Below are 13,935 nucleotides of genomic sequence, written 5' to 3' on the forward strand. Positions count from 1 at the left end.
CGTGCTCCTTTTCCGGTAGGGCCTCGGCGGCCGACGGATGCCCTTACGGCTACCCCCGATAGACAGGGGGGACGCCGTGCCCGCGTCGGCCCATGGACCCTCAGACATAGACCAGGCCCTGCCGCATTTCCGCGCGAAGGCCGACGGCACCGACAACCACACCCGTTCGCGAGCCTCATATGATCCAGGTGGGCCTCTCGGTGAGCCAGACCGCTTCGCTGCCGCCACGGCATCGGCGCTGCCCCGTGCCCCGCTGTCCATCACCGCAACCACCCGGTTCGCGCGGCCGAGCGGGACGACATGAGAAACCCACCGACCCTACGCCCGACCGGTCGCGCAACGATCGGCAGCACTCGTAGGGTGACCGGCCATGGCCACCTTGTTTCTCACGTGCGGTGTTGCGGGTTCCGGGAAGACCACGTTGGCTCGGAAGCTGGAGCAAGAGCGCGGCGCACTTCGGCTGACCGGTGACGAGTGGATGCGGCGGCTCTATCCAGACTTGCCGGCCTTCGCCCCCGCAGCCGTCCGTGACCGCGTCGAGAACCTTCAATTCGACCTTGCCCTGCAAGTCCTCGACCAAGGCATCGATGTCGTCATCGACTGGGGGCTGCTGGGACGGGACGAGCGCGATCACTATCGGACCCATGCCCAGGACCGTGGGGCCAAGGTCGTCCTGCGACTCCTCGATCCACCACTCGCGGTGCTGCGCGAGCGCTTGGAGATCCGCAACATGCAGGTCTCGGCGGGCACTTACCGCATCCCACTTGCCAAGCTCGAAGAACAGTTCAAAGTCTTTCAAAGGCCAACACCTCAAGAGCTCTCAGCCTTTGACCGCGATCCTGCGCCGTCCGCAGACTCGAATTGATCACAGGCGAAACCCGAGTCGCCGGCGCAGAAGACTGGCTGGAACGATGTGACCCGGACGCCTGAGTGAAATCCTGTTCGCCGCAGGCGCGGTCCTTGACCGTGGGCCGCGAGCACGTCGGGTGCCCGACTCATGCCACCGAACCTAGGAATCCGCTGGTCTCGGCGTGGTGGAGGAGACGGTCCTCGCGGAGTCGACTGGTGGAGATGCCGATCAGGGCATTGATCTCTATGTGGCCCACCGGCTCCACGCCGCAGCCCGTGGTCTGGAAGACGAAGAGATGAGGGCTGGCGGTGCGGGGCTGTCGGCGGTTCGGGTAGGTGAGTCTCGCCAGCCGTACCCCTGCGCTGGGCCGACTCCAGGCATGCGACCAGCTTTGGCGATGTGAAGGCCAGCCTCCTCTGCTACCCGGTAGGCTCATTTTCTTCACGCCAGGCTCACCAAATGCACACATGTGTCGACGGGGGTGAGCGAGGGGGGTTCCTCGTACCTGGGTGATCGGTTGGGAGGCCGCATGTACGAGATGGTCAAGGGCGGCAACGTCGGGCTGGGGGGCTTGAACGGCGGCGACGTCGATTCGGTGGTGGTCAGCCTGGCGTGGGTGAGTCCCACGGGTGAGGGCGACGCCGATGTCTCCGTACTCCTGCTGGATGAGAACGGCAAGGTCCGCAGCGACGCCGACTTCTACTTCTACAACAACGCCTGCGCACCGGACGGGAGCGTGCAACTGCTGGGCAAAACGCCCGTGGGAGAAGGCAGTGAGGACCGGATCAGCTTCGACCTGACGGCGATCCCCTGCGATGTCGCCACCGTCCTCATCGCGGCTAGCCGGTACGAGTCGGCCCGATTCGACGAACTCGAAGACCTCCAACTGAGGTTGAGCGACGGCTCAGGGGAGCCGCTGCTGCGATTCGCGATCGAAGAAGCCGGAGACGTAAGCGCGTTGATCTTCGGGGAGCTGTACCGGCGCGGGGCGGAATGGAAGTTCCGGGCCGTAGGACAGGGCTACGAGGCAGGCTTCGCGGCCCTGGCAGGAGATCACGGCGTAGACATCGATGACGACGCCGAGTCGGCGAGCACCGCACAGGTGGAGGAAGGCTCCCAAGACCTCCCGGTCCCCGACAGTCTCCAGACGGAGCCGGCGCCGGATTCAGCACCGGCCACCACCACCGCGGTGACAGTCCCCGGCCCACGACAGGAGGCCGAGACATCGGCGCCCGCCAGGAAGCCGGCGCGTCCTCGCACGTCGAAGAAGAAAGTCACTGTTTCCAGGACGCCGCAGAAGTCCCTCGCGGAGAACGAGTCCTGGAGGGGCGCGCGCCTCTTCCCCGTGTCCGCATTGAAGAGCGACCGGGACCGGGAGGCTCGCGCCACGTCGGTCCTGTTGGCCGTGATGGCGCAGGTACCGGAGCTCGGCCGTCGGCTCACCGCCGGGTTCGGCGCCCCCGCCGGGCGTATGGAGACCTTTACCGAGGTGTCACTGCCCCACGGAGAATCGCCCCGACGCCCCGACGGTGTCATCCGGGTGGAGCGAGCGGGCAAGCTGTGGACCGCACTCGTCGAGACCAAGACGAACGGGAATCCGCTCAAGGCCGAGCAGGTGCAGGACTACTCGGACATCGCCGCCAGACGGGGCTACGAGGCGGTCATCACCCTCTCCAACGACGTGGCGCTGGAAGGCAGCCCGCTGGTCGAAGTGAAGATCGACAGGCGGCGCAAGAACAAGGTGAGCCTGTGGCACTTGTCCTGGGCCGAGGTGACCCACCAGGCGCAGATGCTGATCCGGCACGAGGGCGTCGGGAACCCCACACACGCCTGGCTCCTGGAGGAGCTGCTGCACTACCTGCTCCACGAGAACTCGGGCTGCCACGGATTCCACAACATGGGACCCGCGTGGGTGCCCGTACGCAACGGGATCCAGGACGAAACGCTCGGCCCCGGCGACCCGCGGGCCCTCGAGGCCGTCGAGAGCTGGGAGCGTCTGGTTCGCCAGGTCTCACTGGGCCTGGGCGGTGAACTGGGGCGCAAGGTCCTTCCTGTGCAGCGCGCCCGCCGCGGCACGGACGCGGTAGCCCGACGCACCCGCATGGCCGACGAGTTGTGCCACAACGGCAAGCTCCAGGCCGAGCTGCGCATCGAACAGACACCAGGAGTGCTGGCCGTCACCGCCGACCTGCGCACGAGCAAGATCCGCACGTCCATCGACATCCCGCCCCCGGAACAGGGCTACCCCCTCTCCTGGGCCAAGCGAATCGTCCGCGAACTGGCTGAGGCGCCGGCAGACCTGCACATCGAGACTTTGGTCGATGACGACTCCGCAGGACCCCGGGGAACACTGGAACGGCTGCGCCCCGAGCCCGGCGACCTGCTCCCCAAGGGCGGGGCGAAGATCACCGGGTTCCGGCTGTCCCTCTACAAGGGCATGGGCACTCAACGGGGAAACACAGAATCCGGATTCATCCGGAGCGTTGACGAAGCAGTCCACAAGTTCCACACCGGAGTAATGGCCCACATCCACCGCATGACAACCAGGAGGCGGCCGCCGGCAAAGCCGTCTGCCGGGGCATAGTCCCGTCGGCCAGGGGCTCAACCATGGGTGCCGAACCCATGCTCGGCCCGGCTAGCCAAGCCGAGAAGGGCAGTGGAAGCCTGTACTGGCGTGATCCGCGGACGTGAGCGCCCGGTCGTCGGAGCGATGCAGAAACGCCTCTACGAGCGCTGGCCTCAGGGCCGACCGGCGGTGTCCGCGTATGTGGGGACGACGCAGGCTTCGACTCGGTGAAACGGTCCATGCGGGATTGTCGACCCGCTCCGGGTTATGGCGTGGAGGTCCGCTGCGGGGAGCGGAGTACGAGCAGGGTGATCTCGCTGGGGGCGAAGATGCGGAACGGCGGGCCCCAGAAGCCGGTGCCGCGGCTGGTGTAGAGGAGGGTGCGGGGGCCGTGGTGGCTGAGGCCGGCGAGGGCGGGCTGGTCTATGCGGACGAGGTGGTGGAAGGGCCAGATCTGGCCGCCGTGGGTGTGGCCGGAGAGTTGGAGGTCGACGCCGCCTGCTGCGGCCTGGTCGACGAACTTTGGCTGGTGGGCCAGGAGTAGGACGGGCAGGTCGGGGTCGGCGCCGTTCAGGGCTCCGGCGAGGTGGGCGCGGTGGCCTGCCAGGCCGGAGGACTCTGCGGTGACGTCGTCCACGCCGGCGACGACGAGGGTGTCGCCGCCGCGTTCGAGCAGCAGATGGCGGTTGCGCAGAGGCTCCCAGCCCAGCTCGTCCATCAGGTCGACCCAGCCCTGGGCCTCGCTGTAGTACTCGTGGTTTCCAGTGACGTAGACCTGGGCCTGGGTGGCTCGCACGGTTCCGAGTGGAGCGGCTTGGGCGCGGCGGCGTTCGGCCGTGCCGTCCGCGATGTCCCCGGTGTGGCAGACCAGATCGGCCTCCAGGGTGTTCACCGTCTCGCATACCCGTGCCGACCAGCGGGCGCGGTTGAGCGGGCCGTAGTGGGTGTCGGTGATGAGGGCGACGCGGGTGCCGTCGAGTCCGGCGCCCAGGCGTGGGAGTTGTACGTCGAGTTGGCGTACGCGTGGCACCCGGCGAGCCTCGGCGTATCCCCAGGCGAGCAGTACGGCGGCTACGCCGAGGACGGTCCAAGTGACGATCCGGGCCCGGTTCTGACCGTCGCCTACGCCGGCCACGGTCAGGGCGAGGCGTAGCAGGACGCCGAGCAGGACGGACCAGGTGAACAGGACCCAGCTGGCCCCGAGGAGGGTGTCTCCTATGATCGCTGCCCAGTCCTGCTGCCGTCGGCCGTGGCCGCGCATCATCGTGAGTGGCATAGCGATCAGCCCGAGGACGAACAGGGTGGTGCCGCCCAGCGCCACGGGGAGCGGCCAGTGTTGGCCGGCGTGAAGCAGCACCCAGCAAGGGACGGCCCACAGCAGGATGGGGGCGATCAAAGGGACGTAGCGCATCAGACGGCGCAGTCGGCTCTGCTGTGGCGGATGCGCCACACCGTCCGCGGATCGGGCTTCGCTGGTGTCGGTCACGCTTCCCCTTCTCAAGCAACCAGACAACGTCTCAAATAACCAGACTGTCGAAACGCGCACTGTATCCGGTCGTCCTGGGGGCGGTCTTGCCGAGCATTGAAGCTCATTCCATCGGCAAGGTGCGCGGCGAGGTGACCGGCCTGGACCGGATCGATCAGGAGTCGTTGGCCGTGCACCGGGTGAGATGCGCAATGCACAGTCTCGATGGCCAGGTAGTCGGCGACGGCACGGGCCGGGGTCTCGCAGGACAGGTCCCGTCACCACGCCACGATCTGGCACCACCTCGGCCGCCTCGACAACGAGCCTCTGCTCCTCAACGACCACCGACGACCCCTGCAATCCCGCTGGGTCGGCGTCCTCGTCGGACAGATGGCCGCCACCCACCCCCTGCTCGCCGAGTCGTTGACCGGGTGAGGCGCCGCGCCGGGGAGGGGCCCGAAGCCACCGTGCTCGCGGACGGCTCGATTCGGCTATGCGTCGCGCCTGTGCAGCAGCAGGCTGCCGACCAGCAGCGCGGCCGCGGCCCACGTGGTGAGCACGGCCAGGCCGGCCCATGGGCCGATGGGCAGCTCGTGCAGATGCACGGTGGCTTGGATCGCGAGCCCGGCGGTCATGGGCGAGATCTGCTGGAGGTGGCGCTGCCACTCCGGGTCGTTGACCACCTGGGTGACGACCGGGAAGAGGTAGAGGAGCCCGAGCACGATCCCGATGGCGCTCGCCGCGTCCCGTACCGCCGTCGCCACGCCGAGGCCGATCAGGGCGATCAGGACGAGGTAGAGGACCGAGCCCACGGCCGCCCGCAGGGTCGGGCCGTCGGCCAGGGAAAGCGGGGCATAGTCGTGCTCCTCGGTGAATCCGTTGCCGGGCAGGATGTAGCGGCCGGCAAGGAGCGAGGCCAGGACGGCAGCCGTCCCGGAGGCGAGGACGACCGTGGTGAGGATCGTCGCCTTGGCGGTAAGGACGGTGATCCGGTTCGGCACTGCCATGAGCGTGGTGCGGATCATCCCGGTGCCGTATTCGCCGCTGATGGCCAGCACCGCGAAGACGGCGATGACTGCCTGCCCGACGGTGACGCCGGTCAGGGCGAGCTTGACGGCGTCCTGGCCACATCCCGCGTCCGGGCACTTCACGGCTTTGGCGGTGCCGCAGCCGACGGCCACGGTCAGCGCGACGGTGAGCAGGAGCAACCTGCCCATTTCCCCTGCGGTGCGCAGCTTCGTCCACTCCGCGCGCAGGGCGCGGCCGAAGTCCCCTCGCCCCGCGCCGTCCGCCGTGCTCGTGAGTCGTGTACCGCTCAGGAGACTCATACGTCCCTCCCGCGCAGCCGCACCATGGCCAGACCGAAGGCGAGTGCGGCGTATGCGCACAGCACGGCGAGGCCGGCCCAGGGCGCCAGCGGGTAGTAGCCGGTCGACGGCTCGTACACGCTGAGCACCTGCGTGTACTGCGGCAGGGTCTGCTGGATGGCGAAGCCCGCAGCCGGGGTCACCCGCAGCAGCCACTTTGAGACGCCCGGGGGCAGTACGCCGGACGTGGCGAGCAGGAAGGGCAGCACGATGGACGCGATGACCAGGGCGACCGCCGTGCCGCTGCGCCGCAGCAGGGCACCGACGCCGAGAGCGAGCACGGCGGCGGCTGCGCAGAGCAGGCCGGTGCCGACCATGACGCGCAGTTCGGTAGCCGACGCGACGGGGAAGACATGGAAGCCCCTGCCACGGGCGCTGCGTTCCCCGATGGGAACGGTGATCGCGGCGGCCACCAGGCCTATGGCGAACGCGGCGCCGCCGGCCACCAGCGCCTTGGCACCAAGCACCCGGCCCCGCAGGGGAGTTGCCGCCATGGTCGTACGCAGCAGACCATGCCGATACTCGCCGGTGATGAACACCGTGCCCACGGCGATCACCACGATCAGACCGGCGAAGGTGCCGACGAGGAAGTTCTCGACGGAGAAGCCGACGCCCATGACGGGCCCGCCGACGACCGGTGCGATGTCACCGGCCCCGGTCACGGTGAACCCGCCGCCGGTGTGCGTGAAGCCGCCCTTGGTGGTGTTCGTGTAGCTGCCGGAGGTGCCCGCGTCGCCGCCCACCTGTGTGCCGCTCCACGCGCTCTGGGACCAGCCGCCGGTGAGGCCGGGACGGCCGAAGGTGCCGGTGGCCACGGCGGGGCTGAAGCCTGTGCCCGCCGCGGTGTCCTGTTTCGCCTCCGGTGACGTGGCGAAGAGTCCGGCCTGCACGGTGTGCGCAAGCCCAGGCAGCTTTGCATGGCCGACCTTGGCCCAGTGGGAGGCGTCGGTGGAGGCGTAACCGGTGAGACTGTCACCGGAGCGGACCAGGCGCAGCCAGCGCGGGGACTCCTGGGTGACCTTGCCGGAAGGGCCCGCCGTGTCGTGCGTGTAGTCGTACTGCATGCGCACGCCGTGAGCGCCGGTGGCCATGACCGCCGCGTAAGGGGATCCCTGGGTGAGGCTTTCCTTCACGATGATCCCTGCCTTCGCCCAGGGCTGAACTCCCTGGGCCGTCTTGCCGGTCCCGTTGTCGGCCACCCCGGTCAGGGAGCGCAGGGGGACGGTGAGGGTGCCGTCGCCGGTGAGTGTCCTGTGGACGAAGTAGAAGCTGTCATTGACGGCCTCGCCGCCGGGGCCCTTCGGATACGAGGCGGAGTCGGCGCCGCGACCGCCGGGGGCGGGGGCGGCCGTGCCGAGCAGGCCGACCACGATCGTCACCAGGAGCGCCCCCGCCATGGCGAAGACCCAGCCGCGTACCGTACGGAACTTCGTCCACTCGGCATGCAGCGTCCTGAGGAACACGCTCCGTTCAGCGCGCCTGGTGGCCGGGGGGCAAGGGGTGAGGGTGGCTGTCATCGCGTGGCCTCCCCCGCAGGGATGCCCCGGTACTCCACCGCGTCCCGGGTGAGCTCCATGTACGCCTCTTCGAGCGTCGCCCGGTGCGCGGACACTTGGGAGAACGGCACCCCGTTCCGGGCAAGCAGGGCCACGATCTCCTCGTCGGGCAGGCCCGTGACGCCGAGGGTGTCGGTGCCGGTGGCGAGAACGGTGGCGCCCGCATCGTGCAGGACCTGGGCGGCGCGCCCAGGTGCGGAGGTGCGCAGAGTGACCCGGCCGCCGGACGCCTCGGCGAGCAGCTCGGACACGCTGGTGTCCGCCACGACCCGGCCGCGACCGATCACCACGAGATGGTCCGCGGTGTCTTCGAGTTCGCTCATCAGGTGACTGGAGACCAGGACGGCGCGGCCCTGCCGGGCCAGCGACGACAGGAAGCCGCGCATCCACACGATGCCGTCGGGGTCGAGGCCGTTGAACGGCTCGTCCAGCATTATCACCGGCGGGTCACCGAGCAGCGCCGCCGCGATCCCCAGGCGCTGGCGCATGCCCAGCGAGAAGCCGCCGGCCTTGCGCCGGGCCGCCGTGCCCAGGCCGACCTGGTCGATGACGTCGTCCACCCGCCGGGGCGGCACGCCCTGTGAGTGGGCCAGCCACAGCAGGTGGTTACGGGCAGTGCGGCTCGGCTGCAGCGCGGCGGCGTCGAGCAGTGCCCCCAGATGCCGAAGCGGGCGACGCAGGGTGCGGTACGGCACCCCGCCGACCAGGGCCTTTCCCTCCTCAGCTGCGTCAAGGCCCAGGATCACACGCATGGTTGTGGACTTGCCCGCGCCGTTCGGGCCGACGAAGCCGGTCACCCGTCCGGGCCGCACGGTGAACGTCATCCCGTCCAGGGCCAGTTGTGGCCCGAAGCGTTTTCGCAATCCGATGACCTCGATCGTCGCCTTCGTACTCGCATCGCTCATGGGCCCCACCCTGTGACGGAGCGAGTTACAGGGGCCGAACGGCCACTGTCATCTCGCTGTTAGGCGCCACGGCTTAACCTGGCTTGGTACGTGACCTGGTACGTGTCCCTGGTGCGGTGGTGAGAGGGGAGCATGCGGATGAAATGGGGGCCGCCTGGACGGCTCGCGGGCCTGACGGCCCAGCTCGGCCTGCGCCGTGGCACTGCCCGCACCCGCTTCACCGTCTTGTACGTGACTTTGTTCCTGCTATCGGGAACGGCGCTGCTGGCCATCGCGGCCGTGGTGGCATCCGGCGGATCGCGCTCCAGCCAGACCGCCCCCGATGGCGGCACCGTTCAGCCCGCCACGGCGGCTCAGGCCCAGGGCCGCATCGATGAGCTGGAGCAGCAGCTGACCCAGGCGCACGACACCCAGTCCCGGCAGGTCCTGATCGGCTCCGCCATCGCCCTCGGCGTCATGGCGGTGATCTCGGTCGGCCTCGGCTGGTTCGTCGCCGGCCGGGTGCTGCGCCCGCTGCGCGTGATGACAGCGGCCACCCGCCGGATCACCGCCGACAGCCTGCACGAACGTCTGGCCATCGGCGGCCCCGGCGACGAGGTGAAGGACCTCGCCGACACCATCGACGGTCTCCTCGGCCGCCTGGAGGGCTCCTTCGACGCCCAGCGCCTCTTCGTGGCCAACGCCTCCCACGAGCTGCGCACCCCGCTCACCACGATGCGGGCCTGTCTGGACGTGGCCCTCGCCAAACCGGGTCCGGTACCCGAGACCACGGCCACGCTGGCCGTCCGGATGCGTACCGAACTCGACCAGGTGGACCGGCTGCTGGAGAGTTTCCTCATCCTGGCTCGCACCCAGCACGGCGAGTTCACCGACTCGGCACACCTCCCGCTCGGCCACCTCGCGCTGACCGCCCTGACGGGACGGGCAAAGGACATCGCGGCCAAGGGCCTGACCGTGTGTGAAGACCGGATCGACGACTTTGCGTGGGTGTGGGGCAGCCAGACGCTGCTGCGTCGCGCGGTGGACAACGTGGTCGACAACGCGATCACGCACAACGCCCCCGGCGGGTGGATCAGTGTCACGGTACGGGCCGAAGGAGACGACGCAGACGCAGTGTTCCTCGTCGTCGAGTCCAGCGGACCGGTCCTTGACCAGCGGCGGGTGGCGGACCTCGCCCAGCCCTTCCGTCGCCTTGGCGCCGACCGGACCGGCACCGGCCAGGGCAGCGGCCTCGGCCTCTCCATCGTCGCGGCCATCACCCAGGCCCACCAAGGCACCCTGGAACTGCGCGCCCGTCCCGACGGCGGCCTGCGCGTCACCGTCACCCTCCCCCGTACAGACGGCAGGGTGACGGCGAAAGCCCCCGATACAGAGACGGGCGTGGCGCGTTGAGAGTCCTGGTGGTCGAGGACGCCCGCCCCCTCGCCGAAGTCATCGCCGAGGGACTGCGCGATCAGGGCATGGCCGTAGACGTGGCCCACGACGGGCTCGACGCCGCGGCCAAGCTCGACATCAACGCGTACGACGTCGTAGTGCTCGACCGCGACCTGCCAGGCATCCACGGCGATACCCTCTGCCAGATGATCACTGAGCGGGACGACCGCGTGATGGTCCTGATGCTGACCGCCGCCGACTCACCCAGCGACCGCGTCAGCGGCCTGACCCTGGGCGCCGACGACTACCTCGCCAAGCCCTTCCACTTTCCCGAACTCGTCCTGCGCATCCGCGCCCTGGCGCGCCGTCGCCCCGCCGCCCGGTCCCGCACCCTGAGCGCGGCGGGCATCGAACTCGATCCGATGCGCCGCACCGCCAGCCGCGACGGCGACCAACTCGACCTCTCCGTCAAGGAATTCGCGGTACTCGAAGCCCTCCTGAACGCGAGCCCCGCCTTCCTGAGTACGGAGAACCTCCTCGAACAGGTCTGGGACGAGCACGCCGACCCGTTCACCAACACCGTCACGGTGACCATCAGCCGCCTGCGCCGCAAACTCGGCGACCCTCCGGTCATCGCCACCACGCCCGGCGTGGGGTATCGGATCATCGACCCAGCCGTCCCACCCGACTGAGCAGCCGACGTTGGCCGGCGGCCCGCGAGCGGAAGTGGTGCTCACCGCACCCGACTCCAGTCATCTGCGCAGCCGGCTTCGGAGACTGACACACGCGGTTACTCTCACAAACGTTGGCACCCTCAAGTGATCAACGCACCACCCACGGATGATCACGTGATCGTGGAGGCGCAGGGCTGCCGGCGGCATGGCGCCATACCTCCGGCTCAGCACCGTCCAAGGCAACACTGCCCTGGGCGACGGAGGGGGCATCTACAACAACGCAGGCACCGTCACCCCCTTGCTCAGCGCCACCATCCGCAACAACACACCCAACAACTGCGCGGGAACCCCAGTACCCGGCTGCAGCGGAAAACCAGCCGTTGCGCGTTGGGGCGTGCCTGCCTCTGACTGGGCGTCAACCACCCCGTGACTGCGGGGCCCCGTGGAGGCCTCAGGACCCACTCTCCGTGACCTGGGGCTTTGGCTCGGGGATATTCTTCGTTCAGGTCGTCACAGGCCTGCGTCGGGACCGTCAGCTCAGCGAAAACGGGGCCATGCCCGGCGCCCGTATCACGCTGACCGAGCAAGCCGCGGGCGACTCGTAGGCCGAGCTGAAGGCGTGGCCGGACAGCACGCGTAGCTGCCGTCAACTCAGGTGCCGCTCCGAGCCCTTGTCTTGACGTCCTGCTCGGCTTCGTGCCGAGGAACGCCCTGCTCCTTCGCGTACTCCGTGACCGCTGCCTGCGTGTCCCGGGCCAGGTCGCGCCAGGCGCGCCACGCCGTCTCATATGTCGACGTCTGCGTTTCTGCCCAGCCCGCCGCGGTTGGCGGGCCGTACTCGTCACGCAGGCGCAGGACCTCGCGGTGCGCAGCGTTCGCCGCCTGCTGTCTCTCGACCAGTTCATCGAAGGTGTGTGCCACGGGCGGGATCTTAAGACGCTTCCGCGATGGCCCAGGAGATTACGCACCGGTGTGTAGCTGCAGGCAGGTGAAGAGCGCCTCACCGGCCCATGTTGGGCCTGGCGCGAAGGTCAGCAATGCCGGCGGTGACGGCGTCTCGCGGCCCTAGAGTTACCGGGATCGTTTGTCCAGAGGCAGGGGGCTCAGTGACTCCTGAGCGGTGGTCCAGGATCATTTACGTCGCTCTGAGCGTGGTTTCGGCTGCAGGTTTCATAGGGTTGATGATTGCCCTGTTCAGGGCTGGATAGCGAAGGACGGTCCTGTAAGGGAGCGAAAGGCATTGGGCGTGACAGCCTGGCGCTCACAGGCCAAGATGAAGCCCCGTCAAGGTTGCTCGGAGGCTTGATCGCGTGTGGTTTCGGCCGCCGGTTCTCGCAGTCGCCAGGCCGGTCCGTGTTCTCGATGAGCTGACTCTTCTCTCGGTGCGGCCGGCTGAACTCGTCACGGTCGGAGCCGAGGAGTTCGTGCATCCGTGCTCGCAGGGCTGCACGGGCCTCATAGTGTCCGGGTACAGATGCAGGATGCGCCGCTTGGCGTCGATCTCGCGTCGCAGTATCTGAGCTGGGTCGTGCTCGGCGACGGACACCCCATCGCGTTGTGGACGCTCTGCGACAACTGCCCTGGGGCCCGTACTCGGGTACGGGCCCCAGGAGATCGGTGGCCCCGCGCATGGTTGGCGTGGGGAGCGCGGGGCCAGTAGGTACGCCGCGTACTGACGTCCTGCGTCGACGCTAGGACCGTGCGGCGTACTTGTCGCGTTGGAGGGCTCCGTTCGGTGTCAGGTCGGCGTGCCGACTGCGCCGCGGCGGTCCAGCCAGCTGGCGACACCGAGGTCCAGACCCGAATCCAGGCCCCCTTCTAGTGCCGGGGCACCAGCTCGGTTAGTGCCGGGGCACCAGCTCGGTCAGGGGCCCGGTGAAGCGCGCGGCGCGCGGGGACCATAGACCTCTCCGTCCGACGGATGGCCTCAGTCCCGGGCTGCGCTCCTGGACGGAGCGGTTGGCGACGGGAATCAGTCGCTGGTGGCTTCGGTGAGTGGGCTGCTCACGCAGGGAGCGTAGCGAGGGCCTGTGACAGGCGGGAGTCAGTTTGCGTAGTCGTGCTGGACCTGGTCCTCGTCGCGGCAGGCGATGATGCCGGCGGCTCGCTCGAGGGCCTCCGGCAAGGGGGTCGGTCGGTGGCCGCGGAGAAGCTCGCGGTGCGCATGCACTGCTCGGCGCTCTGCTCGGACACGGCCGTGGCTGGCGCACATGGTCCTGCTCTGCGGGCGTGGAGCGGCTCTACCTGGGCCAGGGTGGGGCGCGAGTTCATAGGGGGCCGTTGCAGCGCCCAAGAGGCCGTCAGGAGCGTTATGCGAGGACGTGGTGCGGGGCCTGCGTCTGGTCAGGGGACCCCGCACCGGCAGGTGCAGCGCAAGGCGTTCGGGGGATGCAGCAACACGTAAGGGGCGACCGTCAGACTTGAAAAGCCGACACCCGGCTCCCTGCATGACATGGGACAGCGATCACGTCTGGTGAAGCGTGAAAGCGCTGCGCTTCGCGGGGATGCCCGGTCAGCGATATTCGTCCTCGTCCAACTCGACTACGCGTGCCTGCTCCGCCAGGTCGGCCTCATTGGAGGCGGCGGGGTCTGCCCCGATGAGGGCCATATCTCTGTGCGGCGTTAGGTCCGCATGTCGTTCGGCCGCCTCGGCTTCAGGTGCCTCGATGTCGAACTCACCGATGTCGGTCTCGTCTTCGAAGGTGTCGGGGTCTGTGGGGTCGACAGGCATGGGCGCTCCAGGAAGCTAGGCGGCAAGCCGCCGTTGTTTGTATCCGTCTAGTAGGACTCCGTTAGGTCTTCCTCTCGGTCCTTTTCGGGAGCATGTTGAGTGTGTGGACACACACGAAGTGAACCGTGCTCGGGTGAAGTTGGGGTTATTCGTGGCTGATGTGTTCGCGTCGGTGCCGCGCAAGGACCAGCGGGCGAAGGGCGACTGCTATCTGCGGGGACTGATGCTGGACGGTCGTCGCAAGTCCATTCAGGCGATGGCGGAGCGGCTGCCGGACGGCAACGAGCAGAACCTGCAGCAGTTCGTGAACCAGTCGACCTGGGATCCGGTGCCGGTGCGGCGCAGGATCGCGGAGCGGATGGTGCCGCAGATCGGCCCGGATGCCTGGGCGGTCGATGATGTGTCGTTCCCCAAGGACGGGAAGATGTCGGTGGCGGTCGCCCCTCA

At 68.6% G+C, this 13,935-nt stretch carries 11 protein-coding genes; 5 read left to right on the forward strand and 6 right to left on the reverse strand.

From position 1 onward, the window contains the following. Positions 1-370: 370 nt before the first annotated feature. Complete coding sequence (locus ACZ67T_RS41125; protein WP_469991511.1) at positions 371-865, forward strand: P-loop nucleotide/nucleoside kinase family protein; 495 nt, start codon at positions 371-373, stop codon at positions 863-865. A gap of 514 nt (positions 866-1,379) precedes the next feature. Then, positions 1,380-3,434 carry a TerD family protein gene (locus ACZ67T_RS41130; RefSeq protein WP_469991513.1) on the forward strand — a complete coding sequence of 685 codons (2,055 nt, stop codon included), beginning with the start codon at positions 1,380-1,382 and terminating at the stop codon, positions 3,432-3,434. A 247-nt stretch (positions 3,435-3,681) separates the two neighbouring features. Here the strand turns inward: ACZ67T_RS41130 and ACZ67T_RS41135 are convergent, their stop codons facing one another. The 4 genes from ACZ67T_RS41135 to ACZ67T_RS41150 form a co-directional block, all read right to left on the reverse strand. Further along, positions 3,682-4,902: a metallophosphoesterase gene (locus tag ACZ67T_RS41135; RefSeq protein ID WP_469991515.1), complete on the reverse strand. Its 1,221-nt coding sequence runs from the start codon at positions 4,900-4,902 to the stop codon at positions 3,682-3,684. Between the two features lie 470 nt (positions 4,903-5,372). Continuing rightward, a complete protein-coding gene (locus ACZ67T_RS41140) occupies positions 5,373-6,209 on the reverse strand; it encodes an ABC transporter permease (RefSeq protein WP_469991517.1) in 837 nt (278 codons plus the stop codon). Beyond that, a complete protein-coding gene (locus ACZ67T_RS41145; RefSeq protein WP_469991519.1) occupies positions 6,206-7,711 on the reverse strand; it encodes a DUF1349 domain-containing protein in 1,506 nt (501 codons plus the stop codon). Before ACZ67T_RS41145 ends, ACZ67T_RS41140 begins: the two co-directional genes overlap by 4 nt. A 50-nt stretch (positions 7,712-7,761) precedes the next feature. Further along, positions 7,762-8,709 carry an ABC transporter ATP-binding protein gene (locus ACZ67T_RS41150; protein ID WP_469991521.1) on the reverse strand — a complete coding sequence of 316 codons (948 nt, stop codon included), beginning with the start codon at positions 8,707-8,709 and terminating at the stop codon, positions 7,762-7,764. A 138-nt stretch (positions 8,710-8,847) separates the two neighbouring features. Here ACZ67T_RS41150 and ACZ67T_RS41155 point away from each other — a divergent pair, with 138 nt between their 5' ends. After that, positions 8,848-10,101, forward strand: a complete 1,254-nt coding sequence (locus tag ACZ67T_RS41155; protein ID WP_469991523.1) for a sensor histidine kinase — start codon at positions 8,848-8,850, stop codon at positions 10,099-10,101. After that, entirely contained in the window at positions 10,098-10,775 is a 678-nt protein-coding gene (locus tag ACZ67T_RS41160; protein ID WP_469991525.1) for a response regulator transcription factor, read from the forward strand. The genes ACZ67T_RS41155 and ACZ67T_RS41160 overlap by 4 nt, the downstream gene beginning before the upstream one ends. A 633-nt stretch (positions 10,776-11,408) precedes the next feature. Here the strand turns inward: ACZ67T_RS41160 and ACZ67T_RS41165 are convergent. Beyond that, positions 11,409-11,678 (reverse strand): hypothetical protein, encoded by a 270-nt coding sequence (locus ACZ67T_RS41165; RefSeq protein WP_469991527.1) that lies wholly within the window; start codon positions 11,676-11,678, stop codon positions 11,409-11,411. Positions 11,679-13,269: 1,591 nt separating this feature from the next. Then, positions 13,270-13,488: a hypothetical protein gene (locus tag ACZ67T_RS41170; RefSeq protein ID WP_469991529.1), complete on the reverse strand. Its 219-nt coding sequence runs from the start codon at positions 13,486-13,488 to the stop codon at positions 13,270-13,272. A gap of 103 nt (positions 13,489-13,591) precedes the next feature. Between ACZ67T_RS41170 and ACZ67T_RS41175 the strand changes: the two genes are divergently transcribed. Continuing rightward, the coding region (locus ACZ67T_RS41175; protein ID WP_469991531.1) for a transposase at positions 13,592-13,935 on the forward strand (344 nt) is incomplete at its 3' end.

This window comes from Streptomyces sp. NPDC107517 (assembly GCF_055582645.1).